This window comes from Methyloligella sp. GL2 (assembly GCF_013341275.1).
Taxonomy (GTDB): Bacteria; Pseudomonadota; Alphaproteobacteria; order Rhizobiales; family Methyloligellaceae; genus Methyloligella.
In genome coordinates, this window is record NZ_CP054476.1 from 1,126,781 (window position 1) to 1,146,386 (window position 19,606).

General features: G+C 62.4%; 18 protein-coding genes and 1 tRNA gene. 13 read left to right on the forward strand and 6 right to left on the reverse strand.

Annotated elements, in window-relative coordinates; genetic code table 11:
- Positions 1 to 131 precede the first annotated feature (131 nt).
- Genes HT051_RS05300 through HT051_RS05320 form a run of 5 tightly spaced genes read left to right on the forward strand, consistent with a single transcriptional unit; the run spans position 132 to position 5,723 of the window.
- A complete protein-coding gene (locus HT051_RS05300; RefSeq protein WP_174541070.1) occupies positions 132 to 2,810 on the forward strand; it encodes a chemotaxis protein CheW in 2,679 nt (892 codons plus the stop codon).
- Entirely contained in the window at positions 2,807 to 3,292 is a 486-nt protein-coding gene (locus HT051_RS05305) for a chemotaxis protein CheW (RefSeq protein ID WP_174541071.1), read from the forward strand. Before HT051_RS05300 ends, HT051_RS05305 begins: the two co-directional genes overlap by 4 nt.
- A 24-nt stretch (positions 3,293 to 3,316) precedes the next feature.
- Entirely contained in the window at positions 3,317 to 3,682 is a 366-nt protein-coding gene (locus tag HT051_RS05310; RefSeq protein ID WP_174541072.1) for a response regulator, read from the forward strand.
- Between the two features lie 11 nt (positions 3,683 to 3,693).
- Positions 3,694 to 4,815 carry a chemotaxis response regulator protein-glutamate methylesterase gene (locus HT051_RS05315; protein WP_174541073.1) on the forward strand — a complete coding sequence of 374 codons (1,122 nt, stop codon included), beginning with the start codon at positions 3,694 to 3,696 and terminating at the stop codon, positions 4,813 to 4,815.
- Positions 4,812 to 5,723 (forward strand): protein-glutamate O-methyltransferase CheR, encoded by a 912-nt coding sequence (locus HT051_RS05320; protein ID WP_174541074.1) that lies wholly within the window; start codon positions 4,812 to 4,814, stop codon positions 5,721 to 5,723. Before HT051_RS05315 ends, HT051_RS05320 begins: the two co-directional genes overlap by 4 nt.
- A 118-nt stretch (positions 5,724 to 5,841) precedes the next feature.
- Here the strand turns inward: HT051_RS05320 and ctrA are convergent, their stop codons facing one another.
- Positions 5,842 to 6,543, reverse strand: a complete 702-nt coding sequence (gene ctrA, locus HT051_RS05325; RefSeq protein WP_174541075.1) for a response regulator transcription factor CtrA — start codon at positions 6,541 to 6,543, stop codon at positions 5,842 to 5,844.
- Positions 6,544 to 7,019: 476 nt separating this feature from the next.
- On the opposite strand from ctrA, the gene HT051_RS05330 reads away from it, so the two are divergent.
- Together HT051_RS05330 and HT051_RS05335 are read left to right on the forward strand one after the other, a co-directional pair.
- Complete coding sequence (locus HT051_RS05330; RefSeq protein ID WP_174541076.1) at positions 7,020 to 7,427, forward strand: flagellar export protein FliJ; 408 nt, start codon at positions 7,020 to 7,022, stop codon at positions 7,425 to 7,427.
- A gap of 96 nt (positions 7,428 to 7,523) precedes the next feature.
- Entirely contained in the window at positions 7,524 to 8,009 is a 486-nt protein-coding gene (locus tag HT051_RS05335; protein ID WP_174541077.1) for a YajQ family cyclic di-GMP-binding protein, read from the forward strand.
- Positions 8,010 to 8,181: 172 nt separating this feature from the next.
- Here HT051_RS05335 and HT051_RS05340 read toward each other — a convergent pair whose 3' ends face one another.
- Positions 8,182 to 8,457 (reverse strand): DUF1153 domain-containing protein, encoded by a 276-nt coding sequence (locus HT051_RS05340; RefSeq protein WP_174541078.1) that lies wholly within the window; start codon positions 8,455 to 8,457, stop codon positions 8,182 to 8,184.
- Between the two features lie 446 nt (positions 8,458 to 8,903).
- Between HT051_RS05340 and mnmA the strand changes: the two genes are divergently transcribed.
- The 6 genes from mnmA to HT051_RS05370 all read left to right on the forward strand — a co-directional run bounded on the left by mnmA (position 8,904) and on the right by HT051_RS05370 (position 14,172).
- On the forward strand, positions 8,904 to 10,109 hold the full coding sequence (mnmA, locus tag HT051_RS05345; RefSeq protein WP_174541079.1) for a tRNA 2-thiouridine(34) synthase MnmA: 1,206 nt from the start codon (positions 8,904 to 8,906) through the stop codon (positions 10,107 to 10,109).
- Between the two features lie 77 nt (positions 10,110 to 10,186).
- Complete coding sequence (locus HT051_RS05350) at positions 10,187 to 10,939, forward strand: class I SAM-dependent methyltransferase (protein WP_246810184.1); 753 nt, start codon at positions 10,187 to 10,189, stop codon at positions 10,937 to 10,939.
- A 70-nt stretch (positions 10,940 to 11,009) separates the two neighbouring features.
- Positions 11,010 to 11,086 (forward strand) — tRNA-Met (locus HT051_RS05355).
- Positions 11,087 to 11,724: 638 nt separating this feature from the next.
- Entirely contained in the window at positions 11,725 to 11,940 is a 216-nt protein-coding gene (locus tag HT051_RS05360) for a hypothetical protein (protein WP_174541080.1), read from the forward strand.
- 857 nt (positions 11,941 to 12,797) lie between these two features.
- Complete coding sequence (locus tag HT051_RS05365; protein WP_246810185.1) at positions 12,798 to 13,133, forward strand: hypothetical protein; 336 nt, start codon at positions 12,798 to 12,800, stop codon at positions 13,131 to 13,133.
- 442 nt (positions 13,134 to 13,575) lie between these two features.
- A complete protein-coding gene (locus tag HT051_RS05370) occupies positions 13,576 to 14,172 on the forward strand; it encodes a tetratricopeptide repeat protein (protein WP_174541081.1) in 597 nt (198 codons plus the stop codon).
- Positions 14,173 to 14,355: 183 nt separating this feature from the next.
- Here HT051_RS05370 and HT051_RS05375 read toward each other — a convergent pair whose 3' ends face one another.
- From HT051_RS05375 to HT051_RS05390, 4 genes are all read right to left on the reverse strand, one after another.
- Positions 14,356 to 14,871: a GNAT family N-acetyltransferase gene (locus tag HT051_RS05375; protein ID WP_174541082.1), complete on the reverse strand. Its 516-nt coding sequence runs from the start codon at positions 14,869 to 14,871 to the stop codon at positions 14,356 to 14,358.
- Between the two features lie 86 nt (positions 14,872 to 14,957).
- On the reverse strand, positions 14,958 to 15,701 hold the full coding sequence (pgl, locus tag HT051_RS05380; protein ID WP_174541083.1) for a 6-phosphogluconolactonase: 744 nt from the start codon (positions 15,699 to 15,701) through the stop codon (positions 14,958 to 14,960).
- A gap of 35 nt (positions 15,702 to 15,736) precedes the next feature.
- Complete coding sequence (gnd, locus tag HT051_RS05385) at positions 15,737 to 16,711, reverse strand: phosphogluconate dehydrogenase (NAD(+)-dependent, decarboxylating) (RefSeq protein ID WP_174542878.1); 975 nt, start codon at positions 16,709 to 16,711, stop codon at positions 15,737 to 15,739.
- A 17-nt stretch (positions 16,712 to 16,728) separates the two neighbouring features.
- A complete protein-coding gene (locus HT051_RS05390; RefSeq protein ID WP_174541084.1) occupies positions 16,729 to 19,581 on the reverse strand; it encodes a bifunctional transaldolase/phosoglucose isomerase in 2,853 nt (950 codons plus the stop codon).
- Positions 19,582 to 19,606: the final 25 nt, after the last annotated feature.

A 19,606-nucleotide genomic window follows, 5' to 3' on the forward strand; every position in this document is an offset into this window, starting at 1 on the left:
GATATCAACGGCTTGCCGCCGCGAGTGGTCTCGTTTGCTCAACGAAACGTAAACCAGTTCTTCGCCACAATCGCCGCCGGGGCCCGCGCAAGAGTTTGCAATGAGATGCGCGAGGCAAAAGGCGATGGGTGATGGACGAGCTGCTTGGGGAATTTCTGACCGAGACGCAGGAGAGTCTCGAGCGTCTCGACGTCGAGCTCGTGCGCTTTGAGTCCGAGCCCAACGACCCCGAACTCCTGAACAACATCTTCCGCCTGGTTCACACCGTCAAAGGCACATGCGGCTTTCTCGGTCTCGACCGGCTGGCCAAGCTGACCCATGCGGCTGAAAGCCTGATGAGCCGCTACCGCGACGGGATGACGGTAAGCGCCGACGGGGTGAGCGCGATCCTCGCCAGCCTCGACCGGATGAACGAAATCCTGCAGGGGCTGGAGCGCGATCAGCAAGAGCCGGCGGGTTCGGACGACGATCTGATCGTCCGGCTTCTGGCGCTTGCCGAGGCGGCCGCGCCGCAGGGTGCGCGCGAGGCGGTCCGCGATCTCGAAGACCAAGAAACGCTGGCCGATATGGCGATGGTGCGCGCCGGGGATGAGGCGATCCGCGGCCGGCGCGTATCCGAACCGGAGGAGGCTGAGGCACGGTTGCCGGACGATCTGCAGGCTGCCGGCTTGGAGTATCTCGTCGCCGAAGAGATGGTCTCGGAGCCTATCGCTTCCGAAGAGGCTCAGGGCACTGACGCTCCCGGCCGCGAAGCTGCCCAGTCGATCCGGGTCAAGGTCGATACGCTGGAGCATCTGATGACCACGGTGAGCGAGCTGGTGCTCGCCCGCAATCAGCTTCTGGATATCGACCGGCGCAAGCAGGACACCGAATGGAAGGCGCCGCTGCACCGGCTTTCCGGCATCACCAACGAATTGCAGCGCGGCATCATGAAGGCGCGCATGCTGCCGATCGACCGGGCCTGGCAGAAGCTGCCGCGGATGCTCCGTGACCTGTCGGTCGAGCTCGGGAAGTCCATCGAGCTTACCACCTCCGGCGGGGAGACCGAGCTCGACCGGCAGGTGCTGGAATTCATCCGCGATCCGATGACCCATCTGATCCGCAATGCGGCCGATCACGGCATCGGCACGCCGGCACGGCGGCGCGCGCTCGGCAAGTCCGAGACCGGGCATATCGATCTGAAGGCCTATGCCGAGGGCGATCATATCGTCATCGAGATCGGCGATGACGGGCGCGGTCTCGATACCGACCGGATCAAGGCGAAATGCATCGAGAAGGAGCTGCTATCCGAGACGGAAATCGGGCAACTCGGCGAGAGCGAGATCCATCAGTTCATCTTCCAGCCGGGCTTTTCGACGGCGGCCGAGGTCACGGATATTTCCGGGCGCGGCGTCGGGCTGGATGTGGTGCGTGCCAATATCGAGGTGATCGGCGGCACGGTCGATCTGAAATCGAGCTCGGGGCAGGGGACGGTGTTCCGGCTGCGTATCCCGCTCACCTTGGCGATCGCCGCGGCGCTGATCGTCGAGACCGACGGGACAAGGTTTGCGGTTCCACAGCACAATGTTTCCGAAGTGGTGCGGGCCAAGAGGGAGACCGACTGCCGGATCGAGATGATCAACGATGCGCCGCAGCTCCGGCTGCGCGGCCGACTGCTGCCGGTCTACGATCTGGGCGGGCTGTTGCATCTGCCCGAGGACGAGGCGGTGCCGCGCGGACGTTTGCTCGGCGAGATGGCGACCGTCATCGTGATGGAGGCGGGCGTGCGGCGCTACGGCCTGCTGGTGGAGACGGTGCTGCGCCCGGAAGAGATCGTGGTGAAGCCGAAGGCCAGCGTGCTGCAAGACCTGACCATGTTCTCCGGCAATACCATTCTGGGCGACGGCAGTGTGATCATGATCATCGATCCGGCGGCGCTCGCCGCCCTGGCCGGTGTCAGCGAGATCCGTGCCGATTTTTCCCAGCGCGAGGCGGAGACGCAAGAGGCGCGCGAGCCGGAAGAGGCACCGGTGCCGCTTCTCCTGTTCAAGGCGGGGGGCAGCGTGCGCAAGGCGGTACCGCTGGCGCTGGTGGCGCGGCTGGAAGAGATTCCCGGCAAAGAGATCGAGGTCTGCAACGAAGGCGATGTGATCCGCTACCGCGACGGGCTGATGCCGCTGCTCTTCATGGACGGGGTGACGCGCCAGGCGGGCGATGCGTTGCAGCCGATCCTGGTGTTCGACGACGAAGGCCGCCATGTCGGGCTCGCTATCGACGAGATCATCGATGTGGTCGAGGCGCCGCTGTCGCTGGAGATCCGGTCGGTGACACCGGGGCTGATCGGCTCGCTGCTGGTGGACGGCGAGGTCACAGAGCTGATCGACATCTCCTATTATATCGGCGAGGGGCTGACCCAGCGCCTCGCGGCGCGGGAGGCCGAGGCGGCGAAAACCGCGCGGCTGCTTCTCGTCGACGACAGCCAATTCTTCCGCAACATGCTGGCGCCGCTGCTCACCGCGCATGGCTATTCGGTGACTCTGGCGGAGTCGGCGCATGAGGCGCTGGAGATGAAGGAGGAGGGGACGCGGTTCGACCTCATCATCTCCGATCTGGAAATGCCGGGGCTCGACGGCTTCGCCTTCGCGCAAGAAGCGAAGAAGGATCCGCGCTGGAGCGAGACGCCGCTGATCGCGCTGTCCTCCTATAGCTCGCCGGAGCTGATCGCCCGCAGCCGGGCGGCAGGGTTCATCGAATATGTCGGCAAGTTCGACCGCCAGAAGCTGATGGCCGCGCTGAAAGCGGTGCTGCCGCAATGGGGAGCGGCGGCATGAGCGAAGAAGCGCTGCGGCAGCTGGAAGCCGAGACCGAAGGCTATGTGACGGCGGAGCTCGACGGCCAGCTTTTCGGCCTCAAGCTGACGCAAGTCCGCGACGTTTTTCTGCCCAAGGGCATTTGCCCTGTGCCGATGGCGCCGAAGCCAGTGGCGGGACTTCTGAATTTGCGCGGCCGCATCGTGACGGCGATCGATCTGCGGGCCTGTCTCGGCTTGCCGGCGCGCGACCCGGATGCCCCGTCGGTGGCGATCGGGATCGAGCGCGGCAATGAGCTTTACGGGCTGATCGCCGACAAGATCGGCAATGTGCTGCGGCCGGAGCCGGAAACCTTCGAGCCCAACCCGGTCAATCTGGGTGCGGGCTGGGCGGATATCTGCGCCGGGGTCTACCGGCTGGATGACGGTGTGCTGATGGTGCTCGACCTTGAGGGAATTTTGGACCTAGCGCGGCCGGGGGGCCCGCAGTTAACCGCTGCGTAAGCAGCAGAGGAGAATAAGGGGCTTATGAAGAGTTGCTTGGTCGTGGACGACAGTCCGGTCATCCGAAAGGTCGCCCGCCGCATCCTGGAGGATCTGAAATTCAGTATATCGGAGGCGGAAGACGGCAAGGAAGCGCTGGAGCAATGCCGCGTGTCCATGCCCGATGCCGTGCTGCTCGATTGGAACATGCCGGTGATGGACGGAATCAGCTTCCTGGTGGCGTTGCGCAAGGAGCAAGGCGGTGACCGGCCGATCGTGATCTTCTGCACGACGGAGAACGATATCGATCATATCACCCGTGCGATCACGGCCGGTGCCAACGAATACATCATGAAACCGTTCGATCGCGACATCATCGAATCCAAATTTCACGAAGTGGGATTGCTGTAGTGGCAAGTGCGTTGCGTCGAGTATCGGCCGATCGGGCCGCCACGCCTCCTGAGGACGCGCCGCGTCCGATCCGGGTTCTCGTGGTCGAGGATTCCCATCTGATCGCCTGGCTTCTGCGGCGGTGGATCGAGGAGGAGCCCGGGCTGGAGCTCGCCGGTGCCGCCAAGAATGGCGAGGAAGCGCCTGCGCTTGCCGCGAAGACGCGGCCCGACGTGGTGCTGCTGGATATCGAGATGCCAGTGATGGACGGGCTTCAGGCATTGCCCCTGATCCTCGATGCCTGTCCTTCGGCGCGGGTGCTGATGGTTTCGGCGCTAACTCAGCGCAATGCGCAGATGACCTTCGAAGCGCTTTCGCGCGGCGCAGCGGATTATCTCGCCAAACCGGAGCCGGCCAATGGCGGCTCGTCCTCGCCGCGTTTCCGCGACGAGCTGGTGGCCAAGATCAAGGCGGTGGCGCAGAGCACGGTGCGCAGCTCGCAGCGTTTCGGCGATGCCAGCCGTCTCGGGCCGGACGGCTCGATCGCGCAGCTTCGCCCGTTTTCCATGGTGGTGCCGCGGCTGGTGACGATCGGCAGCTCGACGGGCGGGCCGAACGCGCTAACCAATCTTCTGACGCCGCTACGCAATGCGCTGCACCGGGTGCCGGTGCTGATCACCCAGCATATGCCCTCGGTTTTCACCGCCGCGCTGGCCGAGCGCATTCAAGAGGTGACGGGCCTTCCGGCGAAGGAAGGCGAGGATGGCGAGGCGCTCCGGCCGGGGCATATCTATCTGGCGCCGGGCGAGCGGCATATGGTGCTCGCGCCGGGCGACAAGCCGACGATCTCGATTAACGACGCGCCGCCGCTGAATTTCCACCGGCCGTCGGTGGATCTTTTGTTCGAGAGCGCCGCCGGCGTGTACGGCGCAGGCGTCCTGGCCGTGGTGCTGACCGGCATGGGCTCGGACGGCACGTCCGGCGCTAAGGCCATCGTGGAGAAGGGCGGCAATGTGCTGGTGCAGGATAAATGCTCCAGCGTGGTCTGGGGCATGCCGGCCGCGGTGTTGGAGGCGGGGCTCGCCTCGGCCGAGGGACCGCCTTTGCGCCTGGCCGAAACCATGCGGATGTTGTTGCAAGGAGAGCGCCTATGAACGCCAAACAGTTCGAGTTTCTGCGCCATATCCTGAAGCAATATTCGGGCATCGCGCTGAGCGCCGACAAGCAGGAGCTGATGGAGCTGCGGGTCGAGAAGCTGCTGAAGGAGCAGCGCATCTCTTCGGTGGCGGAGCTGTGCGAAGCGCTGTCGCGCCAAGATGGCGAGAGCCTGCGCTGGCGGCTCGCCGAGCTGATGGCGATTCAGGAAACCTATTTCTTCCGCGACAAGACGGTGTTCTCCTGCTTCACCGACACGATCTTGCCGGCGCTGATCGAGCGCCGGGCCTCGACGCGGCATTTGCGCATCTGGTGCGCGGCGGCGGCGACGGGGCAGGAGCCCTATTCCATCGCCATGGCGCTGGCCGAGATGCGCGCCAAGCTTACCGGCTGGAAGGTGGACATTCTGGCCACGGATTTCTCCGAAGAAGCGCTGATGAAGGCGCGCTCCGGCGTCTACCGGCAATTCGAGGTGCAGCGCGGTCTGCCCGTCACCTTGCTGCTGAAATATTTCGGCCGGAACGGCAATGATTGGGAGATCCGTCCGGAAATCCGCCAGGCGGTCAGCTTCCGGCAGCAGAACCTGCTGCATAACAGCATGCGGCACGGCATGTTCGATCTGATCTTCTGCCGCAACGTGATGATCTATTTCGATCAGGAGACGCGGGCGGAGGTCCTCGGCCGCCTGACCCAGCAGCTCAGCAATGACGGCTTCCTGGTGCTCGGCGCCACCGAGACGGTGCGCGGCATGAGCGAGGAGCTGGGGCCGCTGCCGACCCCTTGCCCGGGTGTCTATCAGCATCTGCCGTATCAGACGGGGATGGGCGAGGAAGAGCTTGGCTATCTCGGGCCCGAGCCGCAGGGGCGCCTGATGCGCCGGCCGGCCGTCAAGCGGCGTTACATCTAAGCGCCAGGTGCGGTCCTAACCGGTTGGAATCTTTGACAAGACGAAAAAAAACGCCCCCGGAAATTTCCGGAGGCGTTTTTTTGTGCGTCGATCTGGAAAGGTGAGGTTGCCCGCAAGGCTAGGCGGCAGCCTCGTCGGCCTCTTCCTCGGCATTGCGCAGCACATAGCCGCGGCCCCAGACGGTCTCGATGTAATGCTTGCCGCCGGTCGCCGCTGCGAGCTTCTTGCGCAGCTTGCAGATGAAAACGTCGATGATCTTGAGCTCGGGCTCGTCCATGCCGCCATAGAGATGGTTCAGGAACATCTCCTTGGTGAGGGTGGTGCCCTTGCGGAGCGAGAGCAGCTCCAGCATCTGATATTCCTTGCCGGTCAGATGCACCCGCTGGCCATTCACATCGACGGTCTTGGTGTCGAGATTGACGCGAAGGCCGCCGGTCTGGATGACCGATTGGGCGTGGCCCTTGGAGCGGCGTACCACGGCGTGGATGCGGGCGACGAGCTCGTCCTTGTGGAAGGGCTTGGTCATGTAGTCGTCGGCGCCGAAACCGAGGCCGCGGACTTTGTCTTCGATACCGGCAAGGCCGGAAAGGATGAGGATGGGCGTCTGGACCTTGTTGACCCGGAGCGCTTTGAGCACCTCGTAACCGCTCATGTCCGGCAAGTTCAGGTCGAGCAGTATAATGTCGTAGTCGAAGAGCTTGCCGAGATCGATGCCCTCTTCGCCGTAATCAGTCGTATAAACATTGAAGCCGTCCGACTGCAGCATGAGCTCAATGCTCTGCGCCGTCGCGCTGTCATCCTCAATTAAAAGCACCCTCATTTCGATCCCCCGGCCATTGATAGGTGAGGTTCGCGTGCGCGGGCCGCAAACCTTTGTAAACGCGGATGGTTAACTCGAATCAACAAACTAGGGTCCAATAGTTAACAAAAACTGACCGCTAAGGGACGTTTAATGAATTCGGGTCGTTTTGGGACGGATCGTTACGCTAGCGTTTCAAATGCGAACGCCATGGTTTACCGGGCCTTAAGCCCTCTCGCCGACAATCGCCTCGGAAGACGCGGGGGGACCGGACGGCGTCTTTTCCATCTTACTTTCGGTGCTGAATTCGGGCCGGGCGCACCAAATCAAAGGGTGCAGCGCGGCGCGGATGAAGGGACGGCAGAGGCTGCCGAATATTTTTAAGCGAGGCAGGCCGGCGATAAAGCCGATTTTAGGGAGTGTTCCGGTAAACTGGCACGAGTTTTGATGCTCTCCATCGTGCCAGGGCAGCGTCTGAGTAGTTTGAGGTATCGAGTATGAAGTCACGAGACGCACTGATCCGCCTGAAGCGTTTCGACGTCGAGGAAAAGCGTCGGACCGTCGAAGACATCGAGGCGATGATCGCCGATTTCCAGCAGATGGCCGCCGATCTCGACCGCCAAATCGCAATCGAGCAGGAGCGGGCCGGCGTCACCGACGTCAATCATTACGCCTATCCGACCTTCGCCAAGGCGGCGGTGGAGCGGCGCGATAATCTGAAAGAGTCCAGCCGGGACCTGGAAGAGAAGCTGCAAGCCGCCAAGGAGCAGCTTGCAGAAGCCGAGGAAGAGCTGGCGCGGGCCGGGCTGCTGGAAGAGCGCGAGACGGGGCGCGGGCGCGACAAAGGCGCCAAGAGCACGCTTTCTGCGCTCGATGCGCACGGTCATCACCGCGCGGCAAGCTAAGCCTCCGATCCGAGATATTGGCTTATAGGCGCCGCCGGCCCATTCGTGACAGGATGGGGCCGGCGCGTAGCCTTTTAGCGACAGGGGAGGGGTAAGATGCCGTCCTTCGACATCGTTTCCAAGACAGATCTGGCCGAGGTCGACAATGCGCTCGCCAATATGCGGCGGGAGATGGAGCAGCGTTACGACTTCAAGGGCTCGTCCTCCACGGTCGAGCGAAAAGAAAGCGAGATCGTCATCAATGCCGATGACGATCTGAAGCTGCGCCAGATGCACGAGCTACTGCAGGGCCATTTCGCGCGGCGCCAGCTCGATGCCGGCTGCATCGACTACAAGACGGTGGAGCCGGCCGCGGGACAGTCGGTGCGCCAAGTCGCCTTGATCCGCCAGGGCATCGACCGGGAACTGGCCAAGCGTCTGGTCAAGGAGATCAAGACAGGCAAGTTCAAGGTGCAGGTCTCGGTGCAGGGCGACGAGCTGCGCGTCACCGGTAAGAAGCGCGACGATCTGCAGGCCGTGATCGGCTTCGTGAAGGGGCTGAAGATCGAGCAGCCGCTGCAATACGAAAATTTCCGCGACTGATTTTGCCGCCCCTCGCTTCGCTTGAGGGCGCGGAAGAACCGAGATCGTGAAACGCCGCGATGAGAGATCTCTTCGCGGCGTTTGCCGTCACGATGATTTTTCGGGATCGATGCTCTCGCAGCGGCGGCGAGATTTGTGCCGCCGCGTTGGGCTTTGTCGGCCCGCGATATGCTTAGCCGCGATATTCCTGGACGCGGGTGGCGCGCAGGCCCGGAAGGCCATGCTTGTCGATAGAGCGTTGCCAGCTCAGGAACTCGTCGACGGTGAGGGTATAACGCTCGCACGCCTCCTCCAGGCTCAGCAGCCCGCCACGGACCGCGGCCACGACTTCCGCTTTGCGGCGAATAACCCAGCGCTTGGTGTTCTTGGGCGGCAGATCGGCAACCGTCAGCGGGCTGCCGTCGGGCCCAATCACATAGCGAACGCGCGGCCTATATTGTTCTGTCATCGTACTCACTACACCACTCGATGATCTAATATTTGAGCGGACAGTAGCAGCGGGCTTTTAAAAAACACCTAAGCAGGCCGGTAAAGGAAGCCGCAAAGGAATGGGCAAAAATTACGGGTATTACGAAGAAAAAGTATTCACGTATTGAGAACTGCCGATCCGGTGCGGCGAGGACTTGCCGGGGTGCGCGAATCACCGGACCGAATTGCCCGTGAGCCAAAGGGTTTAAGCTTCGCCTGAGCGGCGCTTGCGTCTTGCCGGGGCTGCGCCTATCTTCGCGCCAAGAGAATAAATGCGCCGGACCGGTGTTTTGCGAGGGCCGGCGAAAGCGAGAAACGGCGTCCCGAAGCCAGCCCCGGCAAATCAGCCTGGCAAGCCAGCTTTGGCGAGCGCAAGGGACCGCCCGATAGTTTTCCAATCCGCCGAAACGTGAAATGACCGTCGCCATGCGTAACAGCTTGCATCTTGAAGGATCGCCGCAGGACACCCGGGTCGTGGTCGCCATGTCGGGCGGCGTCGATTCCTCGGTGGTCGCCGCGCTGCTGAAGGATCAGGGCTACGACGTGGTCGGGATCACGCTGCAGCTCTACGATCACGGCGAGGCGGTGGGACGGCGCGACACGTGCTGCGCGGGCCGCGATATCCACGATGCGCGCGCCGTGGCCGAGACCATCGGCATTCCGCATTACGTGCTGAATTACGAGCAGCGCTTCGCCGAGTCGGTGATGGGCGAGTTCGCCGACAGCTATCTGAACGGCGAGACGCCGGTGCCGTGCGTTGCCTGCAACCAGAAGATCAAGTTCCGCGACCTGCTGGGCACCGCCAAGGAGCTTGGCGCGGCAGCGCTGGCCACCGGGCATTACGTGCGCTCCAAGCCGGCGGGCGAGGGATTTGCGCTTTACCGCGCCCATGACAAGGACCGCGATCAGAGCTACTTCCTGTTCAACACCAATGCCGAACAGCTGTCCTTCCTGCGCTTTCCTCTGGGCGAGATGCCCAAGGACGAGACGCGGGCTCTGGCGCGCAAATACAATCTGCCGGTGGCGGAGAAGTCCGACAGCCAGGATATCTGCTTCGTGCCGACGGGGCGCTATACCCAGGTGATCGAGCGGCTTCGGCCCGGCGCTGCCGAGCCCGGCGATATCGTGCATGTGGACGGCACGGTGCTGGGGCGCCATCGCGGCATCATCAACTATACGATCGGTCAGCGCCGGGGCATCGGCGTTGCCGCCGCCGAGCCGCTTTACGTGATCCGGCTGGACGCACAGACGCGCCAGGTGGTGGTAGGGCCGCGCGCCTGGCTGCTGGCCAGCCATATCACCTTGCGCGACGTCAACTGGATTGGCGAGGAGGCTTTGCAGGCGCTCCCCGTAGAAGGCAAGCCGGTGCTGGCGCGGGTACGCTCCAGCGGCGATCTTCATCCGGGCGTGTTGCGCTGGACCGAGGCCGGCGCCGTGGTGGATCTCAACGAGGGCGAGGAGGGCGTCTCGCCGGGCCAGGCTTGCGTTTTCTATTCGGCGGAAGAGGAAGACCGGCTGCTGGGCGGTGGCTGGATTACCTCGGCCAAGTTCAGCGCAGAGACCGAACTTGGCACGGCGAACGGCACCCGCGATGTGCGCACCGATGCGGCAATCGCGGCACAGTCGCAGTAAATCGCGCGTAACCGTCGAAATTGCGCCCGGTTTCGGCTTAATCTTGGCGTCGATGGAAGCTTAGGAAAGGTCGTCAGGTGGGCGAAGGATCTTCCCATATGGATACCGGCTCGGTGTTGGAAGCCTATCGGCGCTGGGCACCGGTCTACGATTCGACCTTCGGCAAGGTCGCCGCGGCCGGACGCAAGCATGCGGTCAAGCTGATCAACGAGCGCCAGGGCCGCGTGCTGGAGGTGGGCGTCGGCACCGGGCTTTCGCTTGGCGCCTATAAGCCGCATCTGACGGTGACGGGCATCGACCTCTCGCCGGAGATGCTGGCCAAGGCGCAGGAGAAGGTGGAGCGGCAGAAGCTCTCCCATGTCGACGGCTTGCACGAGATGGATGCGAGCCAGCTGGATTTCGAAGACGACAGCTTCGAGACCGTGGTTGCCATGTATGTGATGACCGTGGTGCCCGATCCGGATGCGGTGATGGCCGAGCTGGAGCGGGTCTGCAAGCCGGGCGGCGAGGTGATCCTGGTCAATCACTTCAGCCAGGAAGAGGGCTTGCGCGGGCTGATCGAGCGGCGCATGGCGCCGATGGCCGAGCTGATCGGCTGGCATCCGGTGTTTCCGGTCGAAAACGTGCTGGTGCGGGACGATCTGCGACTCACTGAGCGGGTCTCGCTGCGGCCGATGGGGCTGTTCACCATGCTGCGCTTCGTCAAGGAGCCGGGCTATGGCCGCGGGCGCGAGCCGCTGAAGGCTTCTATTCGCGGCGCCAAGGGCGCCGTCAGCAAAGGGCTTTCCGGCACCCAGCCGGCGGAAGCCTCGCCTTCGGGCGGACAATAATTCCTTCTGACGCGCCGCTTCCTTGACAGGGGTCTCAAGCCCTCCTTATATCGGCGCCTCAAACCCAAATGGCGGAGTAGCTCAGCTGGTTAGAGCAGCGGAATCATAATCCGCGTGTCGGGGGTTCAAGTCCCTCCTCCGCTACCAATCTTCTCGCCGAGAAAATCGACTGCTTCAACCTCGTCACCGAGAAGGTAGACGAGCGGCCTCCCGTCGTCGCGCTGCGGGACTGGGCAGGAGCGGTGCCGATTGTCGCCGCGAACAGGCACTCGCGCGCATAGGAGCCGACCGGCTGTCCCTTTGCGCGCATCTCCAACTCCGCCGCTCTTCAGTTGAGAGACGAAAGGAAAAGGGATGGGATTTGCTTGTATACTGCTGCCGGAGGGGCCTGTTGGCGGGGCATCTTCGCCCGCAACTAGCCTCCCATTCGGCCTATCAAAATATCTTCCAGCGGTGGCACAAAACGTCGGAGCAATTGCCCCTCCTTACAGCGTGCCGCCGGAGTTCAGTGATGGCCCAAGCCTCTGGGCTTACGCCAAGAGCAGTCCGGAGATGAGGGTGGATACTAAGGGGTTGCAAGCGAGCTGGTATCTGCCGAGTCTGAGCACACCCATCGAGCAATGTGCGTGGAACAAACAGAGTGACCGCTGCCAGAAGATAAAGGAAATGTGTATAGGCGACTGTTCGTACGATCTCCCCTCGGGCAACTACGGATTTCGATTTTGGAATTGTGTCAACAGGTGTATGGCAATAAATGGATGCCCTCCATAGGATAAGGTGGATATATGTCAAAGGAAAATGCGAAGAAGATTCTAGATCTGGCGTTAAAGCAGGGCGCGGAGCAGGATGCGATGCTAGAAGAGCTTAAGACGAATTGTTCTGATGAAGAATTTGAAGAGTATAGGGGAATGGCATCAAGAATTCTTGGGTCCCTTTTGTTTGAAATTATAAACCCTATTGTTAAGAAGTATCCGGATCTTAAGCCGAAAGAGATGGATTAACCTCTTAGACTGATTGTATTTTCAGAATGTTCTTGTGTAATTATAATATCTACACGAACAGGAGGTAGTATTCTGTGATTTTTCCGTAAATGTTTCCTAGGCCAAGTATCGGATGATTGTCCGTGAGGAGTCTGTGTATTTCCTTTTACGTCCGGCACTGAGAAACGGACTAAGTAGTGAATTTTCTAGCCAAAACTCCGAAAATGTTTGCAGCCGTAAGGGCGCAAACGAAAGACTATGACGGCTGCTTTCGATGATCAGGAGCTGTATGAGCTAACGGCTTTGGCTCGAGAGTTCGTGCAGTTCATTATAACCGATATTCCGCCGAAGCTCGGATTCGCAATGGACGCAGAGAATGGCGCTTGTACGGATGACGGATCAGCTTCCTGATCGACCTAAGCTTTTTCCGGCGCCTTAGATTGTTCAATATCCTGATCTTGATCCCGATAGATAAAAGTGGGTCAATCGCCCTAGGAAAGACCTTGGAAACTATGGGCCATTCAGATGGCTCACCAAACCCTAAGCGGGTGAAATAAAACGCTTTTTTCATTCCCCTACGGGGCGCCATCCACTAAAAAATTCCATTTGATATCAATCGGCTGATGGCGGTGGGTCAATCACCTGTTCTTCCGGTGGCCCACCGGTGGGTCAATTTCCTTCCCCATATGGTCGTCTCGGGATAGTAGGCGCATGGCCTGTGTGAGAGACGAAAGTCGCTGTGAAGCGCGAGATGATTGGGACATTTTCGATTGCAGGATGGTGGGCTTTCCTCCGTGTTTCGCGCAAGCAGCTCAGAGATACGCAGCTTGCCTTGCTGGTCGCCCAATTCCACCATTGTCGTACTAGGGGAGCGTCAAATGATTATTGCGATGCGAGAACTTACTCTTATCGATGGAGAACGGGCGACGCGCATCCCGATAACGATTCATTTGCCCCAGCAGGCCGACGACGGAGCTTGGAGCTGCCGGTACGAAATTGGATGGCCGGAAGTGCATCGGACTTTCGAAGCCCTCGGTGCCGACGCTATTCAGTCGCTTGTGATTGCGCTCCAGATGATCGGAGCCGAGCTCTACACGAGTACGGCGCATAAGGAGCAAAAATTGAAATGGGAAGAGGCAGGAAGCGGATATGGTTTTCCGGTCGCCAGAGCGCTTCACGATATTTTGGAAGGGGATGACGCGAAATTCTTCTGACGAACGCTAGTAATGACTGACTAGTGTCATTCGTTGACGAGGTGTGACGAATAGATGGTGGAGGCATCGGACAGGAGGCCGTCTCTAACCTCCGCGGTTTCGTGCGGAGCAACACCAGGACGATGCGCTCCTGCGCGGGTAACGATTCTCTGCGCTAGATGGAGCCGATATTAGCGTGCGCATATAGCCGCTTCAGTGGGTAGCCCTCCTCCGCTACCAATCTTCTCGCCGAGAAAATCGACTGCTTCAACCTCGTCACCGAGAAGGTAGACGAGCGGCCTCCCGTCGTCGCGCTGCGGGACTGGGCGATTACAATCTACTGTCTCGTTTGCTTAAAGCGGCCGCCGAATCTTCCTAAATATGAGCCGCCACCACCACCGGGCATTACCAAGCCCGAACCGAAGGACGGCAAATAAGGTAGCGCTATTTGGGAGATTAAATAATGGATTGGGAACGAGAGCCTGATCTAGAAGAGTTGCGTGAAATCTATCTTTTGCTTGAACGCTCCCCCGATCAGGCGGAGCCAAAGCTGGCAGCTCTGGCTGAGCAGCAGGGCTCTATTGCAAGCATGTGGTTGCTGGCAGAAGGGTACTCTGGAACCTACTTCCCAGCGGATACGAGCCGATCAAAATATTGGTACCGGCAAGCGGCGGAGGCTGGTTCCGAAGAGGCAGCGTATAATTTGGGGCGTCTGCATTTGGAAGACAGAGAAGATGGTAAAGCGGTTGCCGCGTTCGCTCGAGGCGCTGAACTTGGGCACTTGCCGTCAGCCTACAATTTGGCATTGCTTTGTCGAGAGGGCCGCGGAACGAGGAAAGACATATTGCGGTATCGTAAGTTGCTCGAATGTGCGGCCGCCGATGGCCATCTCTTTGCAAAGAGGGATCTGGCAGTGGACCTCATGACACGCCAATCTGGCCTGAAGCTCAAGTTTCGCGGCTTTCTCTTACTGACACGGCTCTATCTCATTGACGTGCCACATGAACTCCTTCGTGCTTGGAAGCATGGTCCTGAAATTGGCGATCATCTGCGCGGGTAACACAATGGGTTTCGAGATTGCTCCCATCAGAGTCTTGGAAGATGCGTTAAGATGAGCCAGTGCTAGTGGAGCTCATTAGCCGCTTCAGTGGGTAGCCCTCCTCCGCTACCATTTCCTTCCCTAAGAAATTGATCGGTTCAGCCGCGAAGCAGGTAACGTGCCTTTCGCCGGACTGTGGGCGAATTACTCGTCTGGATCGGTTCGCTCATCGAGAATCAGCTGGAGGAAGGTCAGGTCGAGCCATCGGCCGAATTTGGTGCCGACCTCCGGCATTTGGCCGACGCGCTCGAAGCCGAGCTTCTCGTGCAGCCGGATCGAGGGGAAATTCTCCGCGCCGATCCCTGCCACCATGACGTGTTTGCCGATTGTCCGGGCCCGCGCGATCAGCGCCCGCATCAGCGCTTCGCCGATGCCCCGGCCATGGGCATCGCTCCGGACGTAAACCGAATTCTCGACGGTATGGCGAAAGCCCTGCCAGGCCCGCCAATCCCCGAAGGAGGCATAGCCCAGAACCGTCGCTTCCGGCGATATGGCGACCAGAATCGGATAGCCGGCTTGTCGCCGGTCCTGCAGCCAAGCCAGCCGGTTTGCGGCATCCACCGTGGTTTCGTTCCAGATCGCGGTGGTGTGCAGCACGGCCTCGTTGTAGATGGCGAGGATCCCCTCGACATCGCCGTCTGAAGCATCCCTGATTTGCATGATTGTCCGTCTCAGCCTTGGTCTAGCTGGGATGTCGCGTGGATCGCGCAGCCGCGCAAGTGCGGCGTGGTCGCCGCCTCGCGGCGCTAAGGCCGGGTGCCGCCGCCGGCCGCGGCGGCGTCGATCAGCCACCAGAGCTGGCCTTTGCTTGCGACCTTGCCGGCGGGAAGATCCTCGCCGGCAGCAAGACGGCGCAAGGCTTCGGTCTTGCCGGCGCCGGTGATCAGGAACAGCACCAGGCGCGCGGAGCCAAGCGCCGGATAGGTGAGGGTGATGCGCGGCACGAAGGGCTCCAGCCCCGGCTCGGGCACCGGCGTCGCCAGGGCCTTGTCTTCGTTCAGCGCGGCCGTGCCGGGAAACAGCGAGGCGGTATGCCCGTCGCCGCCGAGGCCGAGCAGCACCAGATCGAACAGCGGATAGCCGCCGGTAAAGCCGCCGGGGCCGTGGAACTCCCGCAAGGTCCGGTCATAGGCGGCGGCGCCCGTCTCGGCGCCTTCGCCGGTGGGGATGACATGGAAATTGGCCGGCGGAATCGGTGCATCGTCGAACGCGGCGTGGGCCATGCCGGCATTGCTGCGGCTATCGTCGAGGGGCACCAGGCGCTCGTCGCCGAAGAACCAATGAATGCGTTCCCAGGGTAGGCGGTGGCGATAATCGGTGCTGCCGAGCAACTGATAAAGCCGCTTCGGCGTGCTGCCGCCGGCCAGGCAAATGGCGATCTTCTCTTGGGTCGCGGTGGCGCAGATCACCAGGAGATGATCGGCGGCGGCACGGGCGACCGCCTCGGGATCGGGCAGAAGCTGGGTGCCGCGCGGAAGGGAGAGCGTCATGGGAGCGTTATGGCCATGGCTTTGCCGCGCGCCGCCTATTTCGGTTCCTGATGGCCGCCGAAGCCCTTGCGCATGGCGGAGAGGATCTTGTCGGCGAAGCTCTCCTCTTTGCGCGAGCGGAAGCGGGCATAGAGCGCCGCGGAGAGCACATTGGCCGGGACGGCCTCCTCGATTGCCGCATTGATGGTCCAGCGGCCTTCGCCGGAATCGGAGACGAAGCCGGAGAAGCCGTCGAGCTTCTCGTCGCCGGCAAGCGCCTGGGCGGTGAGGTCGAGCAGCCAGGAGGAGACCACGCTGCCGCGGCGCCAGACCTCGGCAATGTCGGCGAGGTTGAAATCGTAGCGCTGGGCCTCGGGCAGGGTCTCCGAGTTCGCCTGCTCGAGAATCTCGAAGCCCTCGGCGAAGGCCTGCATCATCCCGTATTCGATGCCGTTATGGATCATCTTGACGAAATGCCCGGCGCCGGCGGGACCGGCATGGATATAGCCCTGCTCGGCGCGGGGGTCGCGGGTCTCGCGGCCTTCGGTGCGGGGAATGTCGCCGATACCGGGGGCGAGGCTTGCGAAGATCGGATCGAGGCGCTGCACCGTCTCGGTGTCGCCGCCGATCATCATGCAGTAGCCGCGCTCCAGCCCCCAAACGCCGCCGGAGGTGCCGACATCCAGATAGTGGATGCCCTTCTCGGCGAGCGCGGCGGCGCGGGCGATGTCGTCCTTATAGAAGGAGTTGCCGCCGTCGATGATCACGTCGCCGGGCTGCATCAGCTCGCCGAGGCGCTGCACCGCGGCTTGCGTGATCTCGCCGGCCGGCAGCATCACCCAGGCGATGCGCGGGGCCTCGAGCTTGGCGACGAGGTCTTCCAGGCTGTTTGCGCCGGTAGCGCCTTCGCCTTCCAGCGCGGCGACGGCGTCCGCGTTCTGATCGAAGGCCACCGCCTCATGGCCCTCGCGCAGCAGGCGCCGCACGATATTGCCGCCCATGCGGCCAAGGCCGATCATTCCGAGTTGCATCATTCTCTCCTGAGGCTTCAAGCCAAAGCGGCTTGTGTCGCCGCTTCGAGCCGGTCCAAAGCCTTGGTTACGTCGCCATGTTTAATATGAACTCTTAAGGCCCGCCGCCCGCGCTCCGAGAGCACGGCGAGATCGCCGCGGGCTTGAGCGGCGACGACGGTGGCAAAGCCGAGCTTGCGGTCGGGGATCGATAGGTCTTGCGCCGGCTCGGCGGTGATCTGCAGAAACACGCCGCTATCGGGACCGCCCTTATAGGCCTGCCCGGTGGAGTGCAGGAAGCGCGGGCCGAACTCGGCGCAGCAGGCGGCTTTGCGTTTCTCCCGGAGGGTGTTGCAGAGGGTGCGGAGCTGCGCGGTATTGGCGGGGTTGCGCGGGATATAGGCCAGCAGCGCGACGTAATCGCCCGTCTTTATACGCGCGAAATGCTCGCGAAGCGCAGGCTCCAAACCGTCGCCCGCGCCGGGGAGCGCCGCCGCATTTTCCGGATCGGCGAAGAGGGCGATCTGCTCGTCTTCGAAGATCGGCGTCTCTTCCGGCAAGGCCCCGGTCGTCTCGGCGGCCTCGAACAGCTTGCGGGTTTCGACCTTGCTGGCTTCCACATCGGGCTGGTTGAACGGGTCGATGCCGAGCACCGCGCCGGCGATCGCCGTGGCGATCTCGAAGCGGAAGAATTCCTGCGGGATCTGGGCGGCATCTTTCAGGTCGATGCGGATGACGGGATGGCCGGCCTCGGCCAGCGCCGCCACGCCTGCGTCCTGGGCGGGATCGGCGGCATCGGCCAGACGGAGGTAAACGAAGCTGCGGTCCGGGCCGTAGACGTCCGGCGCGCCCAGCGGCTCGCCGTCGACGGGGATCAGCGCCTTGCCCTGTTTGCCGGTGGATTCGGCGATCAGCTGTTCCGCCCAGGCGCCGAACGGGGCAAGCCGTGGCGAGGCGATCAGGGTGACCTTGTCGCGCTGCTCGGTGAGGGCGGCGACGCCCAGGGCAACGCCGAGGCCGACACCCGGATTGTGGACCGGCGGCACCAGGGCGCCGCAGGAATGGAACATGGTGCGGGCGGTGCTAAGAAACTCGGCGATGTCGATGCCCATGGCCGCGGCCGGCACCAGGCCGAAGGCTGAGAGCACCGAATAGCGGCCGCCCACCTCCGGCACACCGTGGAAGATGTGCCAGAATTTGTCGGCGCTGGCCCGCTGTTCCAGGGCGGAGCCCGGATCGGTGACGGCGACGAAATGGGAGGCGGCGGCCCCGCCGGCCACCTCCTTCATGCGGCCGAAGAAGTAGTCGCAGAACAGGTTCGGCTCCAAGGTCGAGCCGGACTTGCTGGCGACGATGAACAGCGTGTTCGGAAGGTCGAGCTCTGCCTCCAAAGCGCGGATCTCGTCCGGATGGGTGGAGTCCAGAATACGCAGCTTGGGGAAGCCGGCTTGCGGTCCGTAGATCTCGGCCAGAACTTCCGGGCCGAGGCTGGAGCCGCCCATGCCGAGCACCACCACGTCGGTGAAGCCGCGGGTGCGCACCTCTTCGGCGAAGGCGGCGTAGCGGTTCCCTTGCGCGCTCTCGTCGGGGATCAGGTCCAGCCAGCCGAGCCAGCGGTTCTCGTCCGAGTTGGTCCACAGCCCCGGATCGCGCGCCCAGAGCAGCCGGGTCGAGCCGCCGAGCTGCCATCCTTCCAGCGCGGCATCGACGGCGCCTTGCAACGCTGCCGGCAGCTCCAGGGTCTGAGCGTTGAGACGGTCGCCGAGAATGGCAGCGCGTTTCTCCGCCACCGCATCGAGCAGCCGGTCGGCCGCCTCGGCGAAAAGCTGAACGCCTTGATCCAGCAGCTCGGCGGCCACCGCCTCGATATCGATGCCGGTTTCGGCGAGCTTCGCCATGACGGTCTCGGCAGCGTCCATATGCCGATCGAGGGTTGCCGCCACGGTGCCGTGATCGCGGAAGGCGTCCATGGTGGCGGGCGGCATGGTGTTGACGGTCTGTTTGCCGATCAGCTCGTCGACATAGAGCACGTCGGAATAGGCTTTGTTCTTGGTGCCGGTGGAGGCCCAGAGCAGGCGCTGGGGCTTGGCGCCTTTGGCGGCCAAAGCCTGCCAGGCGGGGGCGGTGCAGATCTCGCCGAAGCTCTGATAAGCGAGCTTGGCATTGGCGATGGCCACCTTGCCCTTCAGCGCGACGAGGGCCTGGCTTTCCTCATCGGACGCGAGACCGCCGATGCGCTGATCGAGCAGGGAATCCACGGCGGTGTCGATGCGGCTGATGAAGAAACTGGCGACGCTCGCGACTTTGGCGACATCGTCGCCGCTCGCATCCAGATCCTGCAGGCCTTCGACGAAGGCGTTTGCCACCTGCTCGTAGACCTGCCGGGAGAACAGCAAGGTGACGTTGATGGAAATGCCTTCGGAGATCAGCTGCCGGATGGCGACGAGCCCGGCGGGCGTTGCCGGCACCTTCACCATCAGATTGGGGCGATTGACGGCGGCGTGCAGGCGCCGCGCCTCGGCGATGGTGGCCTTGGCATCGTTTGCGAGATAGGGCGAAACCTCGAGGCTGACATAGCCGTCGCCGCCGCCGCTTGCGTCGAAGACCGGGCGAAGGATATCGGCGGCATCCTGGATGTCGGCGATGGCCAGGCTCTCATAGAGCGTGCCGATATCGGCATCGCCCGCTTCCAGCGCGGCGCGGATGGCGGGGTCGTAATCCTCCGATCCGGCGATGGCCTTCTCGAAGATCGCCGGGTTGGAGGTGACGCCGCGCACGCCGTCCTGCTCAACCAGCGTCTTGAGGCTGCCATCGGCGATGGCGGCGCGGGAAATGAAATCGAGCCAGACGGCTTGGTCCTGTTCCGGATGCAGGGCCTTCAGCGGTGTCATCGGTCGGCGGTCCTTGCGTTGGGTC

Coding starts and splice junctions, on each gene's coding strand:
- HT051_RS05320 (WP_174541074.1), top strand. CDS start 4,812: ATGAACGCCAAACAGTTCGAGTTTCTGCGCCATATCCTGAAGCAATAT.
- HT051_RS05310 (WP_174541072.1), top strand. CDS start 3,317: ATGAAGAGTTGCTTGGTCGTGGACGACAGTCCGGTCATCCGAAAGGTC.
- HT051_RS05330 (WP_174541076.1), top strand. CDS start 7,020: ATGAAGTCACGAGACGCACTGATCCGCCTGAAGCGTTTCGACGTCGAG.
- pgl (WP_174541083.1), bottom strand. CDS start 15,701: ATGACGCTCTCCCTTCCGCGCGGCACCCAGCTTCTGCCCGATCCCGAG.
- HT051_RS05305 (WP_174541071.1), top strand. CDS start 2,807: ATGAGCGAAGAAGCGCTGCGGCAGCTGGAAGCCGAGACCGAAGGCTAT.
- HT051_RS05365 (WP_246810185.1), top strand. CDS start 12,798: ATGATTATTGCGATGCGAGAACTTACTCTTATCGATGGAGAACGGGCG.
- HT051_RS05340 (WP_174541078.1), bottom strand. CDS start 8,457: ATGACAGAACAATATAGGCCGCGCGTTCGCTATGTGATTGGGCCCGAC.
- HT051_RS05375 (WP_174541082.1), bottom strand. CDS start 14,871: ATGCAAATCAGGGATGCTTCAGACGGCGATGTCGAGGGGATCCTCGCC.
- HT051_RS05335 (WP_174541077.1), top strand. CDS start 7,524: ATGCCGTCCTTCGACATCGTTTCCAAGACAGATCTGGCCGAGGTCGAC.
- HT051_RS05360 (WP_174541080.1), top strand. CDS start 11,725: ATGTCAAAGGAAAATGCGAAGAAGATTCTAGATCTGGCGTTAAAGCAG.
- gnd (WP_174542878.1), bottom strand. CDS start 16,711: ATGCAACTCGGAATGATCGGCCTTGGCCGCATGGGCGGCAATATCGTG.
- mnmA (WP_174541079.1), top strand. CDS start 8,904: ATGCGTAACAGCTTGCATCTTGAAGGATCGCCGCAGGACACCCGGGTC.
- HT051_RS05390 (WP_174541084.1), bottom strand. CDS start 19,581: ATGACACCGCTGAAGGCCCTGCATCCGGAACAGGACCAAGCCGTCTGG.
- HT051_RS05300 (WP_174541070.1), top strand. CDS start 132: ATGGACGAGCTGCTTGGGGAATTTCTGACCGAGACGCAGGAGAGTCTC.
- HT051_RS05370 (WP_174541081.1), top strand. CDS start 13,576: ATGGATTGGGAACGAGAGCCTGATCTAGAAGAGTTGCGTGAAATCTAT.
- ctrA (WP_174541075.1), bottom strand. CDS start 6,543: ATGAGGGTGCTTTTAATTGAGGATGACAGCGCGACGGCGCAGAGCATT.